The 21138-nt window shown below is 66.3% G+C and carries 20 protein-coding genes; 15 read left to right on the forward strand and 5 right to left on the reverse strand.

The window, feature by feature from the left end; genetic code table 11:
* Window positions 1-45 precede the first annotated feature (45 nt).
* From rpsM to QLQ15_RS08990, 7 genes are all read left to right on the forward strand, one after another.
* Window positions 46-402, forward strand: coding sequence for a 30S ribosomal protein S13 (rpsM, locus tag QLQ15_RS08960; protein WP_283212450.1), 357 nt, complete (start codon window positions 46-48; stop codon window positions 400-402).
* Window positions 403-413: 11 nt separating this feature from the next.
* A complete protein-coding gene (rpsK, locus tag QLQ15_RS08965; protein WP_158982354.1) occupies window positions 414-806 on the forward strand; it encodes a 30S ribosomal protein S11 in 393 nt (130 codons plus the stop codon).
* Window positions 807-820: 14 nt separating this feature from the next.
* Window positions 821-1450 carry a 30S ribosomal protein S4 gene (rpsD, locus tag QLQ15_RS08970; RefSeq protein WP_283212451.1) on the forward strand — a complete coding sequence of 210 codons (630 nt, stop codon included), beginning with the start codon at window positions 821-823 and terminating at the stop codon, window positions 1448-1450.
* Window positions 1451-1469: 19 nt separating this feature from the next.
* Window positions 1470-2468, forward strand: a complete 999-nt coding sequence (locus tag QLQ15_RS08975; RefSeq protein WP_283212452.1) for a DNA-directed RNA polymerase subunit alpha — start codon at window positions 1470-1472, stop codon at window positions 2466-2468.
* 281 nt (window positions 2469-2749) lie between these two features.
* A complete protein-coding gene (gene rplQ, locus QLQ15_RS08980; RefSeq protein ID WP_283212453.1) occupies window positions 2750-3121 on the forward strand; it encodes a 50S ribosomal protein L17 in 372 nt (123 codons plus the stop codon).
* Between the two features lie 182 nt (window positions 3122-3303).
* Window positions 3304-3807: a disulfide bond formation protein B gene (locus QLQ15_RS08985; protein ID WP_283212454.1), complete on the forward strand. Its 504-nt coding sequence runs from the start codon at window positions 3304-3306 to the stop codon at window positions 3805-3807.
* Between the two features lie 118 nt (window positions 3808-3925).
* The gene (locus QLQ15_RS08990; protein ID WP_283212455.1) at window positions 3926-5314 is read left to right on the forward strand and encodes a class II 3-deoxy-7-phosphoheptulonate synthase; all 1389 of its coding nucleotides are present in this window, start codon (window positions 3926-3928) and stop codon (window positions 5312-5314) included.
* Between the two features lie 25 nt (window positions 5315-5339).
* Here the strand turns inward: QLQ15_RS08990 and QLQ15_RS08995 are convergent, their stop codons facing one another.
* The 4 genes from QLQ15_RS08995 to typA all read right to left on the reverse strand — a co-directional run bounded on the left by QLQ15_RS08995 (window position 5340) and on the right by typA (window position 9850).
* On the reverse strand, window positions 5340-5765 hold the full coding sequence (locus QLQ15_RS08995; protein ID WP_283212456.1) for a hypothetical protein: 426 nt from the start codon (window positions 5763-5765) through the stop codon (window positions 5340-5342).
* Entirely contained in the window at window positions 5765-7414 is a 1650-nt protein-coding gene (locus QLQ15_RS09000; protein WP_283212457.1) for an amidase, read from the reverse strand. Before QLQ15_RS09000 ends, QLQ15_RS08995 begins: the two co-directional genes overlap by 1 nt.
* A gap of 62 nt (window positions 7415-7476) precedes the next feature.
* Window positions 7477-7947: a DUF2127 domain-containing protein gene (locus QLQ15_RS09005; protein WP_283212458.1), complete on the reverse strand. Its 471-nt coding sequence runs from the start codon at window positions 7945-7947 to the stop codon at window positions 7477-7479.
* A 43-nt stretch (window positions 7948-7990) separates the two neighbouring features.
* A complete protein-coding gene (gene typA, locus QLQ15_RS09010) occupies window positions 7991-9850 on the reverse strand; it encodes a translational GTPase TypA (protein ID WP_283212459.1) in 1860 nt (619 codons plus the stop codon).
* Between the two features lie 187 nt (window positions 9851-10037).
* On the opposite strand from typA, the gene QLQ15_RS09015 reads away from it, so the two are divergent.
* From QLQ15_RS09015 to prpE, 5 genes are all read left to right on the forward strand, one after another.
* A complete protein-coding gene (locus QLQ15_RS09015) occupies window positions 10038-10535 on the forward strand; it encodes a peptidylprolyl isomerase (protein ID WP_283212460.1) in 498 nt (165 codons plus the stop codon).
* Between the two features lie 281 nt (window positions 10536-10816).
* On the forward strand, window positions 10817-12022 hold the full coding sequence (locus QLQ15_RS09020; protein ID WP_283212461.1) for a pyridoxal phosphate-dependent aminotransferase: 1206 nt from the start codon (window positions 10817-10819) through the stop codon (window positions 12020-12022).
* Window positions 12023-12070: 48 nt separating this feature from the next.
* Window positions 12071-13057 carry a malate dehydrogenase gene (locus tag QLQ15_RS09025; RefSeq protein WP_283212462.1) on the forward strand — a complete coding sequence of 329 codons (987 nt, stop codon included), beginning with the start codon at window positions 12071-12073 and terminating at the stop codon, window positions 13055-13057.
* Between the two features lie 139 nt (window positions 13058-13196).
* Window positions 13197-13568: a DUF2501 domain-containing protein gene (locus QLQ15_RS09030; protein WP_283212463.1), complete on the forward strand. Its 372-nt coding sequence runs from the start codon at window positions 13197-13199 to the stop codon at window positions 13566-13568.
* Window positions 13565-15562, forward strand: coding sequence for a propionate--CoA ligase (gene prpE / locus QLQ15_RS09035; protein WP_283213980.1), 1998 nt, complete (start codon window positions 13565-13567; stop codon window positions 15560-15562). Before QLQ15_RS09030 ends, prpE begins: the two co-directional genes overlap by 4 nt.
* Window positions 15563-15702: 140 nt before the next feature.
* Here prpE and QLQ15_RS09040 read toward each other — a convergent pair whose 3' ends face one another.
* Window positions 15703-16917 carry a citrate synthase family protein gene (locus QLQ15_RS09040; protein ID WP_283212464.1) on the reverse strand — a complete coding sequence of 405 codons (1215 nt, stop codon included), beginning with the start codon at window positions 16915-16917 and terminating at the stop codon, window positions 15703-15705.
* A 91-nt stretch (window positions 16918-17008) separates the two neighbouring features.
* Here QLQ15_RS09040 and prpB point away from each other — a divergent pair, with 91 nt between their 5' ends.
* From prpB to QLQ15_RS09055, 3 genes are all read left to right on the forward strand, one after another.
* On the forward strand, window positions 17009-17890 hold the full coding sequence (prpB, locus tag QLQ15_RS09045; protein ID WP_283212465.1) for a methylisocitrate lyase: 882 nt from the start codon (window positions 17009-17011) through the stop codon (window positions 17888-17890).
* 250 nt (window positions 17891-18140) lie between these two features.
* Window positions 18141-19292 carry a bifunctional 2-methylcitrate synthase/citrate synthase gene (gene prpC, locus QLQ15_RS09050; RefSeq protein ID WP_283212466.1) on the forward strand — a complete coding sequence of 384 codons (1152 nt, stop codon included), beginning with the start codon at window positions 18141-18143 and terminating at the stop codon, window positions 19290-19292.
* Window positions 19293-19472: 180 nt separating this feature from the next.
* A complete protein-coding gene (locus QLQ15_RS09055; protein ID WP_283212467.1) occupies window positions 19473-21026 on the forward strand; it encodes an arylsulfatase in 1554 nt (517 codons plus the stop codon).
* The last annotated feature ends 112 nt before the right edge of the window (window positions 21027-21138 follow it).

Genomic DNA, 21138 nt, shown 5'->3' on the forward strand with positions numbered 1-21138 from the left:
CGGGATTAATCCGTCCTGGCCGCCAAATCAGTTGGAGATCGCGTTATGGCGCGTATTGCGGGCGTCAATCTGCCTGCCCAGAAGCACGTCTGGGTTGGGTTGCAAAGCATTTACGGCATCGGCCGTACCCGTTCGAAGAAGGTCTGTGATGCCGCTGGCGTCACTTCGACCACCAAGATCCGTGACCTGTCCGAGCCCGAAGTCGAGCGCCTGCGCGCCGAAGTCGGCAAGTACGTGGTCGAGGGTGACCTGCGCCGCGAGATCGGCATTGCCATCAAGCGTCTGATGGACCTGGGCTGCTACCGCGGCCTGCGTCATCGTCGCGGTCTCCCGCTGCGTGGCCAGCGTACCCGGACCAATGCACGTACCCGCAAGGGTCCGCGCAAGGCCATCAAGAAGTAAGGACTTAGACCATGGCTAAGCCGGCTGCTGCCAAGACCAAGAAGAAGATCAAGCGAGTCGTCACCGACGGCATCGCCCACGTCCACGCTTCTTTCAACAACACCATCGTCACGATCACCGACCGCCAGGGCAATGCGCTGTCGTGGGCGACCTCGGGCGGCGCGGGTTTCCGCGGCTCGCGCAAGTCGACCCCGTTCGCCGCGCAGGTCGCCGCCGAAAAGGCCGGCCGTGCTGCGCTGGATTACGGCGTGAAGTCGCTGGAAGTCCGCATCAAGGGCCCGGGTCCGGGTCGTGAGTCCGCCGTTCGTTCGCTGAACAACGTCGGTTACAAGATCATCAACATCATCGACGTGACGCCGATCCCCCATAACGGGTGCCGTCCGCCGAAGAAGCGCCGCGTCTGAGGAGCTGAAAGAACATGGCTCGTTATATTGGTCCCACCTGTAAGCTCGCTCGTCGCGAAGGCGCCGACCTTGGCCTGAAGTCCTCGGCTCGCGCCCTCGACTCCAAGTGCAAGCTCGAGCAGAAGCCCGGTCAGCATGGCCCGACCGCCCGCAAGGGCAAGCTGTCGGACTACGCCACCCAGCTGCGCGAGAAGCAGAAGGTCAAGCGTATCTACGGTCTGCTGGAGCGTCAGTTCCGCAACTACTACAAGAAGGCCTCGAACAAGAAGGGCAACACGGGTGAGAACCTGCTGCAGCTCCTCGAGACCCGTCTGGACAACGTCGTCTACCGCATGGGTTTTGCGGTGACCCGTCCGGCCGCCCGCCAGCTGGTCTCGCACCGCGGCGTCACGGTCAACGGCAAGTCCGTCAACCTTCCGTCGTACCAGGTCAAGGCCGGCGACGCGATCGCCCTGGGCGAGCGCGCCCAGAAGCAGCTTCGCGTGCAGGAATCCCTGACCGTGTCGCAGCAGATGGACCTCTCGCCGTCGTGGGTCGAGGTTGACAGCAAGAAGTTCGCTGGCGTGTTCAAGGCTGTTCCGGATCGTGCCGACCTGCCGGCCGACATCAACGAAGCGCTGATCGTCGAGCTGTACTCGAAGTAATCCCAGGAGACGCCAACACATGACGGTTACCGCAAACCAGGTGCTGCGCCCGCGCGGCCCCCAGATCGAGCGCCTTACGGGCAACCGTGCCAAGGTCGTCATCGAGCCGCTGGAGCGTGGCTATGGCCATACGCTCGGCAATGCGCTGCGCCGCGTGCTGCTGTCGTCGATCCCGGGCTTCGCAATCACGGAAGTCGAGATCGATGGCGTGCTGCACGAGTACACCACGGTCGAAGGCCTGCAGGAGGATGTCCTCGAGGTTCTCCTGAACCTCAAGGACGTCGCCATCCGCATGCACACCGGCGAGTCGGCGACGCTGTCGCTGGCCAAGCAGGGCCCCGGCATTGTAACGGCCGGTGATATCAAGACCGACCACAACGTCGAGATCCTCAACACGGACCATGTGATCGCGCACCTGACCAAGGACACCGCGCTCAACATGCGTCTGAAGATCGAGCGTGGCTTCGGCTATCAGCCGGCCGCCGCGCGTCGTCGTCCGGATGAAGAGACCCGCGCCATCGGTCGCCTGATGCTGGACGCCAGCTTCTCGCCGGTCCGCCGCGTCGCGTATGCCGTGGAAGCGGCCCGCGTGGAGCAGCGCACCGACCTGGACAAGCTGGTCCTGGACATCGAGACCAACGGCACGATCGACGCCGAGGAAGCCGTCCGCACCGCGGCCGACATCCTGACCGACCAGCTGTCGGTGTTCGGCGACTTCACCCACCGCGACCGCGGTGCGTCGAAGCCGGCCACCAGCGGCATCGACCCGATCCTGCTGCGCCCGATCGACGATCTCGAACTGACGGTTCGTTCGGCCAACTGCCTCAAGGCCGAGAGCATCTACTACGTCGGCGATCTGATCCAGAAGACCGAAGTCGAACTGCTCAAGACGCCGAACCTCGGCAAGAAGTCGCTCACGGAAATCAAGGAAGTGCTCGCCCAGCGCGGTCTCTCCCTTGGCATGAAGCTCGAGAACTGGCCGCCGGCAGGCATCGCCTCCCACGGCATGATGGGGTAAGCATCGGCGCTTGCGCGGCACTGCCGCACGCCGATGCGAACGCCCGGGCAGGAGGCCCGGGCCGGGCTCTCCGGAGCCGACCTCGTACCGCCACGGACGGCAGTTGCAACGCTTCAGGTGCCGCGCTTCTGAATTGAAGCGCGGCATTTCCGCCGACGGGGTCAAGCCCCGCGGCATGCCGGCAACGGAACGCCGGTTCGGACCATCCGCAGTCCATTGTTTCAGCGCCTGGATGGCGACAACGAAGTCCAACGTTTCAACATTCATCAGGAATCCAAGTCATGCGCCACCAGAAAGCCGGCCGTAAGTTCAGCCGTACCAGTGCCCATCGCGATGCCATGTTCACCAACATGGCGGCCTCGCTGATCAAGCACGGCCTCATCCGTACCACGCTGCCGAAGGCGAAGGAGCTGCGTCGCGTTGCCGAGCCGCTCATCACGCTCGCCAAGGTCGACGGCGTTGCCAACCGCCGCCTCGCTTTCTCGCGCCTGCGCGACAAGGAAGCCGTGGGCACGCTGTTCACGACGCTCGGTCCGCGTTACCAGGCCCGTCCGGGTGGTTACGTGCGCATCCTTAAGTGCGGTTTCCGCGCTGGCGATAACGCACCGATGGCCTACGTCGAGCTGGTCGACCGTCCGGAAGCGGCTGAGTAATTCCGCGATCAGGCGCGACGGCCCGCCGTCGTGTCCCGGATCCAAACAGAAGCCCCGGCATCGCCGGGGCTTTTGCTTTGTCGGGTCGAAGCGTTCGGTGTGCGACGAACGGTGCACTGCCCGCGGGGAGCGGAATGCGGCGCCGGTGCAGACCGGCGTGAAGGCCGTTAAGCTTGCCGCCCATGACGACCATCCTCACGCGCGCTTCGTTCCGCCTGCAGTTCTTCCTTGGCTTCCTGGCGTGTGCAGGATTGCTCGCGTACGCGATCTACCTGCAACTGCACGACGGTCTGGAGCCGTGCAATCTGTGCATCTTCCAGCGCGTCGCGTTCGCGGCGCTGGGCCTGGTCTTCCTCTTGGGCGCGTTGCACGGGCCGAAGCGTCCGGGCGGACGGCGCGCGTACGGTGCCGTGGCGCTGATTGCCTCGCTCGCCGGCATCAGCGTTGCCGGCCGTCACGTCTGGGTGCAGATGCAGCCGCCCGGCATGACCTCCTGCGGCGCGCCGCTCTCGTTCATGCGCGAGACGATGGGCACCTGGGACGTCGTGCGCAAGGTGATGACCGCCACCGGCAACTGCGGCGACGTGGACTGGACCTTCCTTGGCCTGTCCATGCCGGCCTGGAGCCTGGTCTGGTTCGTCCTGCTGGCGATCTGGGCCGGTTACGCGGCCTTCCGCCGCCGCTAAGTGCGTTTGCACCGGTATCCCGGACCCGACCCAGGCGGCCCGGCTCGGTTGCCGCTGTAACGGTTGCAGCGTGCCGAGCGAGCGCCCATAGTGGTTCGCCGCATCGCAGCATCGTGTCATGCCCACGCCAGATCGCTCCCTCCGCGCCGTGAACCTGCCCGCCGACTGGTCGCCCCAGTCCTGGCGCAACCGCACCGCGATGCAGTTGCCGCAGTATCCCGATGCGCAGGCGCTGGACGTCGCGCTGGGCGAGCTGCGCACGCTGCCGCCGCTGGTGACGTCGTGGGAGATCCTCTCGCTCAAGCAGCAGCTGGCCGAGGCCCAGGAAGGCAAGCGCTTCCTTCTGCAGGGCGGCGACTGTGCGGAGACGTTCTCGGGCTGCACCTCCGACGTGATCTCCAACCGGCTCAAGGTGCTGTTGCAGATGAGCCTGGTGCTCGTGCATGGGCTGCGCAAGCCGGTGGTGCGCGTGGGTCGCTTCGCCGGGCAGTACGCCAAGCCGCGCTCGGCCGACAGCGAGACGATCGGCGACACCACGCTGCCCAGCTACCGCGGCGACATGGTCAACGCGCCGGAGTTCACGCGGGAAGCGCGCACGCCCGATCCGCGTCGCATGATCAAGGCGCATGCTCGTTCGGCGATGACGATGAACTTCGTCCGCGCGTTGATCGACGGCGGTTTCGCCGACCTGCATCACCCCGAATACTGGAACCTCAGCTGGGTCGGTCACTCGCCGCTCGCCGATGAGTACCGCCGCATGGTCAACGCCATCGGCGACGCCGTGCGCTTCATGGAAACGCTGTCCGGCAGCGAGGTGCACAACCTCAACCGCGTCGACTTCTACACCTCGCACGAAGCCCTGCTGCTGCCGTACGAGGAATCGCTCACGCGCCAGGTGCCGCGTCACTGGGGCTGGTTCAACCTGAGCACGCATTACCCGTGGATCGGCATGCGCACGGCGCAGGTCGACGGTGCGCACGCGGAGTACTTCCGCGGCATCCGCAACCCGATCGCGTTGAAGGTGGGGCCGTCGGTGACGCCGGACCAGTTGCTGCGCACGATCGATCTGCTCAACCCCGAGGACGAGCCGGGCCGCCTGACGTTCATCCACCGCATGGGCGCCAGCGGCATCGCCGAGAAGCTGCCGCCGTTGCTGGATGCAGTGCGCCGCGACGGTCGCCGCGTGCTGTGGGTCTGCGATCCGATGCATGGCAACACCGAGAGCACCAGCAACGGCTACAAGACCCGCCGCTTCCGCAACATCCGCAGCGAGCTGGAGCAGGCATTCGAACTGCATGCCGCGGCGGGTACGCGCCTGGGCGGCGCGCATCTGGAACTCACGGGTGAGGATGTCACCGAATGCCTCGGCGGCGCGCGTGAACTCACCGAGAGCGATCTGGAACGCGCGTACAAGTCCACGGTCGATCCGCGCCTGAACTACGAACAGGCGCTGGAGATCGCAATGCTGATCGTGCGCAAGCAGGCGCAGATCGCCGCACCAGCCTGACGCGTGTTGTCGCAACAAGGCCCGCTCAGGCGGGCCTTTTTCGTTTCAGGAAGCGCCACGCCGTGGCGGTCAGGGCCAGCACCAACGTGCCCACCACCAGCGCCGCCGTGGCCAGGGTCAGTGCGATCCACGCATCGCCGCGGCCATTGCCGAACACGAGGTGGAGATTGCCGGCCAGCAGGATCGAGGCGGGCAGCCAGGCGAGTGCCGCTGCAAGCGCGCACCACGACACCGCGCGCGTCCACGATTTCCTTCGGGTCAGTACGACCGCTGCGCCGGCCATCGCGCACAGGGCGACGGCGGCCAGCGCGTTGCCTGCGGGCAGGCCGCCCGGGAATTCGAACTCAAGCGACGAGCCGCCCAGGATCAGCCCGGCAATCGAGGCGGCCGCGGCCGCCAGCAGTCCACTGGAGTGCAGCCCGCGCCGGGACGCGAGCTGACGGGCCGACATCACCCTTTGCTCGCTCCCAGCGATGCCGTTGCCAGGAACTTCGGCGGCTTGCGCGCATGCGTCTTCTGTTCGAACGCGAACGCCAGTTCGATCAGGCGTGGTTCGCTCCATGCAGGCCCCATGAAGACGATGCCCATCGGCAGGCCGAAGTAGTCGCCCATCGGGACCGTGATGCTGGGCGTGCCGGCCACCGCGGCCGGGCCGTAGCCTTCGCCGAGGAAGTGATCGCCGCTCAGCGGGTCGATCAGCCATGCGGGCGCGGTCGCAGGCGCGACGATCGCGTCCAGCTTCGAGGCAGCCACCAGCGCTTCCAGTCCTTCGGCGCCGGCGAGGCGGCGAGCCTTGCTGCGCGCTTCGATGTAGGCGATCTCGTCCAGCGTGCCCTTGGCTTCGGCGCGCTCGAACAGCTCCTGCGCGAAGAACGGCATTTCGGTCTTGGCGTTGCGGCGGTTGTACTCGATCAGCCCTGCCAGCGAATTCACCGGCGCGCCGCTGCGCGAGAGATAGGCATTCACGCCGTGCTTGAACTCGTACAGCAGCACGTCCATCTCCGCATCGTTCCACTGGCCGTCGGTCGGCAGTTCGACGTCGATCACTTCCGCGCCGGCCTGGCGCATCGCTTCCAGGCTGCGTTCCATCGCGGCGTCGGCGCCGGGATGGAAGCCCATCGACTTGCGCAATACGCCGATGCGCGCGCCACGCAGGCCATCGCGGTTGAGGCGTGCGTGGTAGTCGAAGATGGCGCGACCGGTGCTTTCCGCAGTGACCGGGTCGCCGTCGTCGCGGCCGACGATGGCCGACAGCAGGATCGCCGCGTCGGCGACGCTGCGTGCCATCGGGCCAGCGGTGTCCTGGCTGTACGAGATCGGGATGATGCCGTTGCGGCTCACCAGGCCAACCGTCGGCTTGATGCCCACCAGACCCGCGACGGACGACGGGCAGATGATGCTGCCGTCGGTCTCCGTGCCGATGGAGGCGGCGGCCAGGCTGGCGGCCGTGGCGCTGCCGCTGCCGGAGCTGGAACCGCAGGGCGACCGGTCCAGCGCGTACGGGTTGAGCGTCTGCCCGCCGCGCGCGCTCCAGCCGGAGCTCGAGCGCGAGGAGCGGAAGTTGGCCCACTCGCTGAGGTTGGTCTTGCCCAGGATCACCGCGCCCGCATCGCGCAGGCGTGCGACCAGGAAGGCGTCGGTGCGCGGATGGTGCGAAGCCAGCGCCAGCGAGCCGGCCGAGTTGGCCATCGGCGTAGCGTCGATGTTGTCCTTCAACAGGATCGGTACGCCGTGCAGCGGGCCGCGCACGCGACCGGCCTTGCGCTCCGCATCGCGGGCGTCGGCTTCCTTCAGCGCATCGGGATTGGTCTGGATGACCGCATTGAGGTGCGGGCCGGCATCGTCGAGCGAGGCGATGCGCGTCAGATAGGCCTGCGTCAGCGCATGGCTGGTGAGCTCGCCGCGACCCATACGGGCCTGGAGTTCATCGATGCCGACCTCGGCGAACGCGAACTGCGCGTTCTCCTGGGTAGCGGCCTTCGGTTCCTTGGCGGCAGAGGGCGCGGCAATGGCCGCACCCGGTGTGGCGGTGCGCTGGCATGCAGACAACAACACGAGCAGCGTCGCCAGCGGCAACGACTTCAAGAGCAAAGAGCGCATTGCGATTCCCCGGTCGCGGATGGCTCACCGGAGCATACGTCATTCAGCTTCGTGGCGGCGGATCAGTGCCGCCGCTTGACCAGGTCGCGTGCCAGCACTGCGACGACGATCAAATTGATCAGCAGGACGCCGACGGACATCCAGCCCGGATGCCGGAACAATGCGTAGATATCCAGCGGGAGGTAGATGGCCGCGCTGATGCAGCCCAGCCACGAGGCCCAGGCCTTCGCCCGCCACAGGCCCCAGGCTTCCACCAGGCGCAGGATGCCGTACGCGAACACCACCGCCGCGGCCAGATGGACGCTGTCAGGGTTGATGGTGTTGGACAGCCAGCCCAGTGCGCCCTGGTTCGGATCGAGCTGGAAGCGCTGCGTGAGTTCGTTGACCCAGCGCAGTAGCGGCGCGGGGCCGAGCAGCTCCAGGCCGCTGGCGGCAAACAGCGCCAGCACGCCCTTGGCTGCTTCGAAGATCGCGATGACATGCAGGCCCGGATGGGCGTGCGGGTCGGGGTTGTAATGGGGGGCGTCGGTCATGGAGAGCTCTGACCGTTCGCCGCCCCCAATGGTTTCCGCTGGATCAGGCCGCACGCGACGCGCGCTTGCGATCCGTTTCGGTGCGCAGCTTCTTGCGCAGACGGATCGCCTTCGGCGTGACTTCGACCAGTTCGTCGTCGTCGATGAATTCCAGCGCCTGCTCCAGCGAGAACTTGATCGGCGGGATCAGGCCTTCGTCATCGTCCTTGCCGGCGGCGCGGAAGTTGGTCAGCTGCTTGCCGCGCAGGGCGTTGACGGTGAGGTCGTTGTCCTTGGCGTTGATACCCAGGATCTGACCCTCGTAGATTTCCTCGCCCGGCTCGATGAACAGACGGCCGCGTTCCTGCATTGCCGCCTGCGCATACGCCGGCGACGGGCCGGTGCCGTTGGAGATCAGCACGCCGTTGATGCGCTGGCCGATCGAGCCTTCGGCCTTCGGACCGTAATGATCGAAGACGTGGAACAGCAGGCCGGTGCCGGCGGTGAGCGTGCGGAACTCGGTCTGGAAGCCGATCAGGCCACGCGCCGGGATGATGTAATCCAGGCGCACGCGGCCCTTGCCGTCGGGTTCCATGTTCTGCAGCAGCGCCTTGCGCTCGCCCAGGCGGCCCATCACGCCACCCTGGAACTGCTCTTCCATGTCGACGACGAGCGACTCGTACGGCTCCTGCATGACGCCGTCGATTTCCTTGATGATCACTTCCGGACGCGACACGGCCAGCTCGTAGCCTTCGCGGCGCATGTTCTCGATCAGGATCGACAGGTGCAGCTCACCGCGGCCGGAGACCTTGAACTTGTCGGCGTCCTGCGTGTCCTCGACCTTCAGCGCGACGTTGTGCTGCGTCTCGCGGGTCAGGCGGTCGCGCAGCTGGCGCGAGGTCAGGAACTTGCCGCCGCTGCGGTCCTTCACACCGGCGAACGGCGAGTCGTTCACCTGGAAGGTCATCGAGATGGTGGGCTCGTCGACGGTCAGCACCGGCAGCTGCTCGACCGCGGACGGGTCGCACAGCGTGTCGGAGATGCCCAGGCCCTCGATGCCCGAGAAAGCGATGATGTCGCCGGCCTGCGCCTCGCCCACTTCCACGCGCTCAAGGCCCATGAAGCCGAGCACCTGCAGCACCTTGGCGTTACGGGTCTTGCCGTCCGGCGCGATCACGGTGACCTGCTGGTTGGTCTTGACCTTGCCGCGCTGGATGCGGCCCACGCCGATGATGCCGACGTAGTTGTTGTAGTCCAGCGAGGTGACGCGCATCTGGAACGGGCCTTCCGGATCGACCGGCGGGGCGGGCACGTGGTTGCAGATGGCCTCGAACAACGGGGTCATGTCGCCGCCGCGGACGTCCTCGGTCATGCCGGCGTAGCCCTGCAGGCCCGAGGCATAGACGGTGGTGAAGTCCAGCTGGTCGTCGGTCGCGCCCAGGCGGTCGAACAGGTCGAAGGTCTGGTCCAGCACCCAGCTGGCGCGCGCGCCCGGGCGGTCGACCTTGTTGACCACGACGATCGGCTTGAAGCCCATCGCGAAGGCCTTCTGCGTGACGAAGCGCGTCTGCGGCATCGGGCCGTCCATCGCGTCGACCAGGATCAGCACCGAGTCGACCATCGACAGCACGCGCTCGACCTCACCGCCGAAGTCGGCGTGGCCCGGGGTGTCGACGATGTTGATGCGCCAGGTCTCGCCCGTGGTCGGGTTGGTCCAGCGGATGGCGGTGTTCTTCGAAAGGATCGTGATGCCACGTTCCTTTTCGATGTCGTTGCTGTCCATCACGCGGTCCGGGACGACGGCGCGTTCGTTCAGCGTGCCGGACTGCTTGAGCAGCTGGTCGACAAGCGTGGTCTTGCCATGGTCGACATGGGCGACGATGGCGATGTTGCGCAGGCGTTCTACGGACTGGGAAGCGGACATGAGAGCAGGGCGCCAGAACGGCGCTCGTTCGGAAAAGGAAGCCTGACAGTATACCTGTCCCGTGACAGGTTCGCCCTGTTCAGCTGAACGCCCGTTGCGGGCCCTTGTGGATCGCCCCCGGAGCCGCCATGTGGGCCGACGAACGCGGGAATTCCTCCCCACTACCCAACGTCCAGGAGAGACGGAAATGAGCCTGATCGCCAACTTCGACACCGACCGCGGCACCATCCGCGTCGAACTCGCCGCCGACAAGGCGCCGCTGACCGTCGCCAACTTCGTGAACCTGGCCCAGCGCGGCTTCTACAACGGGCTCAGCTTCCACCGCGTCATCAACGATTTCATGATCCAGGGCGGCTGCCCCCAGGGCACCGGCACCGGCGGCCCGGGCTACCGCTTCGAGGACGAGACCCGCACCGGCCTGAGCCATGAGCGCGGCGTGCTGTCGATGGCCAACGCCGGCCCGGGCACCAACGGCAGCCAGTTCTTCATCACCCACGTGCCGTGCCCGTGGCTGGACGGCAAGCACACCGTGTTCGGCAAGGTGATCCAGGGCCAGGACATCGTCGACAGCGTGAAGCAGGGCGACAAGATCAAGGCCGTGACCATCGAGGGCGACGCCGATGCCGCCGTGGCCGCCAAGGCCGACCGCGTCGCCGAGTGGAACAAGACGCTCGACGCGCGATAACCGGCCAGTGCCGGTGACCCCCGAATTTGCTGACGCAAACTTCGGGCCCCGCGCCACCGCTTCCAATTCCCCGCGCTGCCGCGCAGCCCCTTACTAAAGGGGCCTGTGTGACCTCCGGCGAAGCCTCGCGACAAGGACGCCCGCACCGGCTTGCCGGGGCGGGCGTTTTCGTTGCTGGCGGCGAGGCTCGCGGGCGGTGCGTGTTAACATTCCGGGGCTCGATGGCCAGCGGTTTTCGAGGCCCGGGCGCACCCCACATCGAATCCCAAGAGGTTCCCGCGATGCCCCAGCTTGCCCGGCGCATCGGTCGCGCCAAGCCCAGCGCGATCATGCAGGTTGCCGAGAAGGCCAAGCGGCTCAAGGCCGAAGGCCGCGACATCATCAGTTTCTCGATCGGTGTTCCCAACTTCCTGCCCGGCGAGCATGTCTACGCCGCCGCGCGCGATGCGTTGGCGAAAGACAGCGGCCAGTACGGCAGCAATCGCGGTCCCGACGCGCTGCTCGATGCCTTCGTCGAACACATGGCGAAAATCGGCCTGACCGGCTACGGCCGCGTCAACTGCGCCACCGGCATCGGCGCCAAGCACGTCATCTACAACCTGGCCGAGGCGCTGCTCGACGAAGGCGACACCATCGCCTTCCCGACGCCGTACTGGACCAGCTACCTCGACATCGCCGAGATCGTCGGCGCGAAGATCGACCTGCTGCCGTGCCCGCCGGAACAGGACTACAAGCTCAAGCCCGCGCAGCTCGAGGCCGCGCTGGCCAAGAAGCCGAAGGTGTTCCTGTTCAACAACCCGTCCAACCCGACGGGCATGGTGTACACGAAGGAAGAGATCGACGCGCTGGCCGATGTCGTGGCGAAGTATCCGGACACCTGGATCATCACCGACGACATCTATAACCGCATGGTGTTCGACGGCCTGGGCTACCACAACTTCGTGCACGCCCGTCCGGAACTGAAGGACCGCGTGATCTTCCTCGACTCGCTGTCCAAGACCTACGGCATGCCGGGTTGGCGCGTGGGCTTCATGGCCGGTCCGGAAGCCGTCGCGCAGGCGCTGGTGACGATGAACTCCAACCACATCACCAACGTGCCGGAAATCGTCTGCGCCGCGGCCATCGCCGCGCTCAACGGTCCGCAGGATGTGCCCACGCAGCGCTGCGCCGAATTCCAGGCCAAGCGCGACCAGGTGATGGCGGTGATGAATGCCATCCCGGGCGTGGTGTGCCCGCGTCCGCAGGGTGCGTTCTACGTGTTCCCGGACATCAGCGTCGCCTTCGGCAAGACGCACACGCCGTCGGGCACGAAGATCGGCAACGACGTCGACTTCTGCAACGCGCTGCTCGAAGCCAAGGGCGTGGCGTGCGTGCCGGGCTCTGCCTTCGGTGAGCCGCGCGCGCTGCGCATCAGCTACACCTGTCCGACGCCGCAGCTGGCGCCGGGCCTGCAGCGGTTCCAGGAATTCTTCGCCGAACTTTCGTAATCCATTGCGGGGCGCGCGTCGCCCCGTTTTTTCGTCCAGGAGTTAGACATGAAGACCCCCGTCCGCGTTGCCGTCACCGGTGCTGCCGGCCAGATCGGCTACTCGCTGCTGTTCCGCATCGCTTCCGGCGAAATGCTCGGCAAGGACCAGCCCGTCATCCTGCAGATGCTCGAACTGCCGATGGAGAAGGCCCAGGCCGCGCTCAAGGGCGTGATGATGGAGCTGGAAGACTGCGCGTTCCCGTTGCTGGCCGGCATGGTCGGCACCGATGACGCCGAAGTCGCGTTCAAGGACGCCGACATCGCCCTGCTGGTCGGCGCGCGTCCGCGCGGCCCGGGCATGGAGCGCAAGGACCTGCTGCTCGAGAACGCCAAGATCTTCACCGCCCAGGGCGCCGCGCTGAACAAGGTCGCTTCGCGCAACGTGAAGGTGCTGGTCGTCGGCAACCCGGCCAACACCAATGCCTACATCGCCATGAAGTCGGCGCCGGACCTGAAGGCTGCGAACTTCACCGCGATGCTGCGCCTGGACCACAACCGCGCGCTGTCGCAGCTGGCCAACAAGGCCGGCGTGGCCGTGGGCGACATCGACAAGCTGGTCGTGTGGGGCAACCACAGCCCGACCATGTACCCGGACTACCGCTTCGCCACGGTCAACGGCCAGTCGCTGAAGGACAAGATCAACGACGCCGACTGGAACGCGAACGAGTTCATCCCGAAGGTGGGCAAGCGCGGCGCGGCGATCATCGAAGCGCGCGGTCTGTCGTCGGCCGCTTCGGCCGCCAACGCTGCCATCGACCACATCCGCGACTGGGTGCTGGGCAGCAACGGCAAGTGGGTGACGATGGGCATTCCGTCGGATGGCAGCTACGGCATTCCGAAGGACGTGATGTTCGGTTTCGCCGTCACCACGAAGGACGGCGAGTACACGATGGTCAAGGATCTGCCGGTCGACGACTTCAGCCAGAAGGCCATCGACAAGACGCTGGCCGAGTTGGAAGAAGAGCGTTCGGGCGTGGCGCACCTGCTGGGCTGATTCGCCAGCGCGAATGCAGTGACTGGAACGCCGGCCCCGCGCCGGCGTTTCCTTTTTCAGGCGGTTGGTGCCGGGTCGGTTTGATCCTGGCTGAACACCGTTGTCGTTATGGTGCCTCGAGCCTCCGAGGAGAAGCGCCATGGGAATCCGGATTGCGTTGTTGTCGCTGTGCCTGGTGAGCGGCGTCGCGGCGGCGCAGGTCGACCTGAAGGGCATCACGGGCGGTTCCGCGCTGCCCGGCCTGCCCAGCCTGGATTCGAGCGTCACCGGCAACGTCGCCGGCACGTTGCAGTACTGCCTGAAGAACAACTACCTCAGCGCCGATGCCGCATCGGGCGTGAAGGACAAGCTGCTGGCCAAGGTGCCAGGGCAGGGCGACGACTACAAGAAGGGCGAGCAGGGTGTCCTCACCGGCAGCGACGGCAAGACGCTGAACATGACGACAATTTCCAGCAAGCTTCGGCGCAAGGCCTGCGATCAGGTGCTGCGCAGCGCCAAGTCGTTGATCTGACCGGCGCCAGCGGCCCGGCGTTCGACCATGGTCGGAAGGATGGCGCGCAGGCGTCGTCCTATGCTGCATGGGCACGCAGATTGTGGAGTCCGCTGATGGGTTACGAAGAGTTCTACCGCCGTTCGATCGAACAACCCGAGGAGTTCTGGGGCGAACAGGCGACGGCGATCCACTGGCACAAGCCGCCGGAGAAGATCCTCGAGTACTCCAACCCACCGTTCCGCAAGTGGTTCGTCGGTGGAGAGACCAACCTCTGCTTCAACGCGGTCGACCGCCACCTGGGCGAACGCGCCGATCAGCTCGCGCTGGTCGCCATCTCGTCGGAAACCAACGTCACGCGCGAGGTTACCTACCGCGAACTGCATCGCGAGGTGAGCACGTTCGCGGCGGTGTTGCGATCGCTCAACGTCGGTCGCGGCGATCGCGTCGTGATCTACATGCCCAACATGGCCGAGGCGGTGTTCGCGATGCTCGCCTGCGCGCGCATCGGTGCCGTGCACTCGGTGGTGTTCGGCGGCTTCGCGGCGCACAACCTCGCGCTGCGCATCGACGATGCACAACCGAAGCTGCTCATCTGCGCCGACGCCGGCGTGCGCGGCGGAAAGGTGATTCCGTACAAACCGCTGGTGGATGCCGCCTGCGAGGAAGCGACGACGCCACCGCCACACGTGCTGGTGGTGGGACGCGGACTGGACCCGCAGCATTCGGTGGTGGCCAGTCGCGATGTCGACTACGCCACGCTGCGTGCGCAGTACGACGGCGCGGAAGTCGCGGTCGAATGGCTGGAATCGAACGAGCCCAGCTACCTGCTCTACACCTCCGGCACCACGGGCAAGCCCAAGGGCGTGCAGCGCGATGTCGGCGGTTACGCGGTCGCACTCGCGCTGTCGATGTGGTCCATCTACGACTTGCGCGCGGGGCAGGTGATGTTCTCCACGTCCGACGTGGGCTGGGCGGTGGGGCATTCGTACAACGTGTACGGCCCGCTCATCGCCGGCGCCACCTCGGTGCTGTACGAGGGGTTGCCGACGAATCCGGATCCCGCCGTGTGGTGGGGCATCTGCGAGCGCTATGGCGTGCGCACGATGTTCTCCTCGCCCACCGGCATCCGCGTATTGAAGAAGCAGGATGCGTCGTGGCTGGGCAAACACGATCTGTCGAAGCTGCGATGGCTCTTCCTTGCGGGCGAACCGCTGGATGAGCCGACCGCGCAATGGATCACCGACGGCATCGGCAAGACCATCATCGACAACTACTGGCAGACGGAAACGGGCTGGCCTGTGTTGTCGTTGATGCCGGGACTGGAACTGAAGCCGGTGAAGTTCGGTTCGCCCGGATTGCCCACGCCCGGCTACAAGCTGCGCGTGATCGACGACAACACCGGCGAGGACGTCCCGGCCGGACGGAAGGGCGTGCTGGTGATCGAGCCCCCGTTGCCGCCCGGTTGCCTGACGACGGTATGGCGCGACGACGCGCGTTTCCTGTCCAGTTACTTCAGCCACTTCAAGGAACTGGTGTACAGCTCGCTGGACTGGGCGATCCGCGACGAAGATGGTTACACCTTCATCCTCGGCCGCACGGACGACGTCATCAACGTCGCCGGCCATCGCCTGGGCACGCGCGAGATCGAGGAGTCGTGCTCCACGTATCCAGGCGTGGCGGAAGCGGCCGTCATCGGCGTGCACGACGAGTTGAAGGGGCAGGTGCCGGTGGTGTTCGCCACGCTCAAGGCCAGTGCGCAGGGCGAATCGCCGGCGCAGGCGGCCGCGCGCGTGCAGCAACGCGTGGTCGAACAGCTCGGCGCGGTGGCGCGCCCGGCACGCGTGTACGTGGTCAACGCGTTGCCGAAGACGCGCTCGGGCAAGCTGTTGCGACGCTCGCTGCAGGCGCTGGCCGAAAGCCGCGACCCGGGCGACCTGTCCACGCTCGACGATCCCGGCGCGCTGGAGGAAGTGAAGCGCGCGCTGGAGCGCGGGCCGGATATCGGCGGCTGACCGGATTTGCTCTCTCCCGCTGAGAGGCGCAGCGACAGGCAGCCAAGGGACCAACCCCGTTCGCCCTGAGCGTAACGAAGTGGAGTCGGCGCTGCGCACCTACGCTCAGGGCGAACGTGGTGAGGAAGGCCCGCCGCGCGCTATTCCTGCGTCGGCGGCTGCACCCCCGCATACCGCGCGCGCGGCCGGATCAGGCCGCCGTGCGCCTGTTGTTCCAGCGCGTGCGCCAGCCAGCCGGCCAGACGACCCGCCGCGAACATCACCAGTGCCGGTGTCGCGGGCAAGGCGTAGGCGTGGCAGATGGCGGCCAACATGAAGTCGATGTTCGGACGCTGGCCGCTGATCTCGTCCGTCACCTCGACGATGCTGTCGAGTTTCTCCAGCATCGCCCGGTCGGGCATGTGCGTGCGCAGGCGTTGCAGCAGTTCTGCCGCGCGCGGGTCGCCATGCGGATACAGCGCATGGCGGAAACCGGGCAGATCGTCGCCGCGCTGCCAACGTGCGGCGATCGAATCGCGCGGTGACGTCGCCTGCATCGCTTCGGCGATGAGTGCGTACGCGCGTGCGGTGGCGCCGCCGTGGCGTGGTCCGGACAGCGCCGCCAGTCCGCTGCACACCGTCGCGTGCAGGTGCGCACCGGTCGAGGCCACCACGCGCGCGGCGAAGGCCGACACATTGAGTTCGTGGTCCGCGCACAGCACCAGCGCGGAGCGCACCAGATCCTCGAAGGCGGCATCGTCCGGCCGCCACGTCCGCGCGAGCACACGATGCACGGGATCGATGGAGGGCGGCTGCGCGACCAGCAGCGCGGCGTTCTGGCGCAGCAGCGTCGCCGCGACGCGGTGGCGGATCTGGGGCGCCGAGTTGAACGAATGGCGTTCCTGCAGCGCGAGCAACGGGATCGCCGCCATCGTCCGCTCCAGCGGCGGCAGGCGCGCATCGCTGGCGAGGGCAGCGACCGTGTCCGGCCAGGCGGGCACCGGCATTGCGAAGGGGTCGTCGGCGCCGCAGTCCCACAGCAGACGCGCCACGTCTTCCAGGCTCGCCCCGGCACGCAGCTGCGCGATGGCCGAGTGGCCGCGGTAGTAGGGGCCGTCCGGGCGGATCAGCGAGATGCGCGTCTCCAGCACCGGCAGACCACGGTCCAGGCTCTGCGCCGCGCCCCGCGCCGCCCCGCGACCCACGCGCTGACGCTCTGCCAGCCGCTCCACGTCCTGGCGCAGATACAGGCGGCTACGGTGGTCGGGGCCCGGGCGCGACTCCAGCAGACCGCGGCTGACATAGGCATACAGCGTGGCCCGGCTGATGCCCAGAAGGCGGCAGGTGTCGCGGGCGGAAAGCAGGTCGTCGGTCATCGTGCGGGAACAGATTGATTGGGACGATCAAGATTGATCAACCAGTGGGATGGTGCCAGATTGGCGGCCGCCGCACACAGGAGTTCCCCCAATGAGTTCCGCTTCCAACGGCGCCCGTTTCCGCGCCGCGATTTCCGAGGAAACGCCCCTCCAGGTGATGGGTGCCATCACCGCCTACGCCGGCCTGATGGCCAAGCGGGTGGGTTACAAGGCGCTGTACCTGTCCGGCGGCGGCGTTGCCGCCAATTCGCTGGGAATCCCGGACCTGGGCATCAGCACGATGGAAGACGTGCTCACCGATGCGCGTCGCATCGTCGACGCCACCCAGATGCCGTTGCTGGTGGACATCGACACCGGCTGGGGCGGCGCATTCAACATCGCGCGCACAGTGCGTTCCTTCATCAACGTCGGCGTCGCCGCCGTGCACATGGAAGACCAGGTCGGCCAGAAGCGTTGCGGTCACCGCCCCGGTAAGGAAGTGGTGCCGACCAGCGAAATGGTCGATCGCATCAAGGCCGCCGTGGACGCGCGCACCGACGCCGGCTTCGTGATCATGGCGCGCACCGACGCCGCCGCGACCGAAGGCGTCGACGCCGCCATCGAGCGTGCCGTGGCCTACGTGGAAGCGGGCGCCGACATGATCTTCCCCGAGGCGATGAAGACGCTGGACGACTACCGCCGTTTCAAGGCCGCGGTGAAGGTGCCGATCCTGGCCAACCTCACCGAGTTCGGCTCGACGCCGTTCTTCACCACCGACGAGCTGCGCGAGGCGAACGTGGACATCGCCCTGTACTGCTGCGGTGCGTACCGCGCGATGAACAAGGCCGCGTTGAACTTCTACGAGACCGTGCGCCGCGAAGGCACGCAGAAGAACATCATCGACACGCTGCAATCGCGTGCCGACCTGTACGACTTCCTGGGCTACCACGCGTACGAGGACAAGCTCGACGCCTTGTTCGCGCGCGGGAAATAAGCGTGGAAAAGGTCGGCCGACGGAGCGTACAGGGCCTTCCCGTAAAGTCCCCCTGTCCCCATCTCCGCCGGCGCGTCCGTCCGCCTTTCGACCGCGGCGAGCGCGATACTGGCCCGCCACGGTCGTCTGCGACCTGCCCGTCGCAGTCAGGCCAATCCCCTGCTGCCACCCTGTAATCCTGACAACGTCGCACCCCGGCGGCACCGGACAAGCCCGCGCCGCCACGCCAAGCACGAGGAGGAACACCCAAATGTCCGACACCAACCCGGTCCTGCCCAAGGCCAAGAAATCCGTCGCGCTCAGCGGCACCGCGGCGGGCAACACCGCGCTGTGCACCGTGGGTCGCAGCGGCAACGACCTGCACTACCGCGGCTACGACATCCACGACCTGGCGACCAAGTCGACGTTCGAGGAAGTCGCCCACCTGCTCGTGCACGGCGCGTTGCCGACCGTTTCGCAGCTGAAGGCCTACAAGGCCAAGCTCAAGCGCCTGCGCGGCCTGCCGGCGATCGTGTCCGAGGCGCTGGAGCTGGTGCCCGCCAACGCGCATCCGATGGACGTGCTGCGCACCGGCTGCTCCGTGCTGGGTACGGTGCTGCCCGAGCGCGAAGGCCATCCTGCCTCGGAAGCGCGCGACATCGCCGACAAGCTGGTCGCCAGCTTCGGCTCGATGCTGCTGTACTGGTGGCACTTCACCCGCAACGGTCGCCGCATCGACGTGGAGACCGACGACGATTCCGTCGCCGCGCACTTCCTGCACCTGCTGCACGGCGAAGAGCCGTCGCAGCTGCACGCCGACTCGCTCGACAAGTCCCTCATCCTCTACGCCGAGCACGAGTTCAACGCGTCCACCTTCACCGCGCGCGTGATCGCCGGTACCGGTTCGGACCTGCATTCGTGCATCACCGGCGCCATCGGCGCGCTGCGCGGCCCGAAGCACGGCGGCGCGAACGAAGTGGCGATGGACATCATCGCGCGCTACGGCACGGCCGACGAAGCCGAAGCCGACATCCGCGCACGCATGGAGCGCAAGGAAATCATCATCGGCTTCGGCCACCCGGTGTACACCATCGGCGATCCGCGCAACCCGATCATCAAGGAACTCTCGCGCAAGCTGTGCGCCGACGGCGGAAACCAGACGCTGTTCGACGTGTCCGAGCGCATCGAGAACCTGATGATGGACACCAAGAAGATGTTCCCCAACCTCGACTGGTACAGCGCATCGGCCTACCACATGATGGGCATCCCGACGCCGATGTTCACGCCGCTGTTCGTCATCGCACGCACCACCGGTTGGAGCGCGCACGTGATCGAACAGCGCGAGGACGGCAAGATCATCCGCCCGAGCGCGAACTACGTCGGCCCGGAAGACCGCGCGTACGTGGCGATCGACAAGCGCTGATCGTTGCGTTTCCGTGACACGAAAAGGCCGCGCACTGCGCGGCCTTTTTCGTTCCAGAAGCAGAGCGCGGATGCTGAACGACATGGCGATGCAGGACTTCACGCTGGCGCAACGGGCCGCGTGAAGAATCCATCAGGCCCGCCGCGCGGGTGGGCGCACCTCCACCCCCGGGAGATCGTCATGGCACAGAAGAAGGCCCCCGCGAAAAGCGGGCGCGGCACATCGCAAACTGGCTCATCGAGCAAGCCGAACATCCTGGTCATCTTCGGCGACGACATCGGCATCCCGCAGATCAGCTTCTACACGCGCGGGCTGATGGGTTACCAGACACCGAACATCGATCGCATCGCCAATGAAGGCGCGATGTTCACCGATTCATACGGCCAGCAGAGCTGCACAGCGGGGCGCGCATCCTTCATCCTGGGGCAGGAACCGTTCCGCACCGGTCTGTTGACCATCGGCATGCCGGGCGACCCGCATGGCATCGCCGACTGGATGCCGACGATTGCCGACGTGATGAAGTCGCAAGGCTATGCGACCGGCCAGTTCGGGAAAAATCATCTGGGCGATCAGGATCAGCACCTGCCGACCAATCATGGATTCGACGAGTTCTTCGGCAACCTCTACCACCTCAACGCCGAGGAAGAACCCGAGGGCTATTTCTATCCCAAGGATCCGAAGTTCCGGAAGAAGTACGGTCCGCGTGGCGTGATCCACTCATACGCGGGTGGCAAGATCGAGGACACCGGCCCGCTGAATACCAAGCGCATGCCGACCGTGGATGAGGAATTCCTCGGTGCCGCGCAGAAGTTCATCAAGAAGAGCGTCAAGGCGGAGCAGCCGTTCTTCGTGTGGTTCAACACCACGCGCATGCACATCTTCACCCACCTGAAGAAGGAATCGGTGGGCAAGAGTGGCAAGGGGCTGCACGCCGACGGCATGGTCGAGCACGACGGCCACGTCGGCCAGTTGCTGGACCTGCTCGACGAACTGGACATCGACGACAACACCATCGTCGTCTACACCACCGACAACGGCGCGGAGATCGCGTTGTGGCCCGATGGCGCGATGACCATGTTCCGCGGTGAGAAAGGCTCGACCTGGGAAGGCGGATTTCGCATCCCCATGGCGATCCGCTGGCCGGGCGTGATCAAGCCGGGTACGGTGGTCAACGATCCGATCTCGCTGATCGACATGTTCCCGACGTTATGCGCGGCCGCGGGCGTTCCGGACGTCAAGGAACAACTGGCCAAGGGCGCCACGTTCAACAAGAAGAAGTTCAAGGTGAAGCTGGATGGCTTCAACTTCATGCCGTACTTCCAGGGCAAGGAGCAGAAGGGACCTCGCGACGCGATCTTCTATTTCGACCAGGGCGGCAACCTCAACGCGTTGCGGTTCCAGGACTGGAAGCTGAGTTTCGCGATGCAGTCGCACGGCAACATCGCCACCGGTTCGCGAACCGTCACCAATTGGGCGCTGATCGCCAACCTGCGCATGGACCCGTACGAACGGGGGCAGGACGAAGGTGGAGGCGCGGTGGATTTCCTTGCACGGCAGATGTGGTTGATCGTGCCGGTGATGGGCGCGATCAAGGCATTCTTCTCCGACTTCACGGATTACCCGTACCAGGCGGGCAGCTCGCTCAACGCAGCCGGGATCAATTACGGACTGCTCAAGCAGGCCGATGCCCTCAAGCGGCTGAAGCAGGTGGAGTCGCTGCATCCCAGCAGCTGAGCGGCGGGGCGGCCCGGGCGATGCGTGTCGCCCGGGTCGGCGCCCGGCACGCGCGCCCCTGGCCCTCTCGTGGCATAGTCGGCTGGCATTCGCAGCCAATGGTCCGGGGGGA

The organism is Lysobacter stagni (assembly GCF_030053425.1).
In the GTDB taxonomy this organism is placed as follows: domain Bacteria; phylum Pseudomonadota; class Gammaproteobacteria; order Xanthomonadales; family Xanthomonadaceae; genus Lysobacter_J; species Lysobacter_J stagni.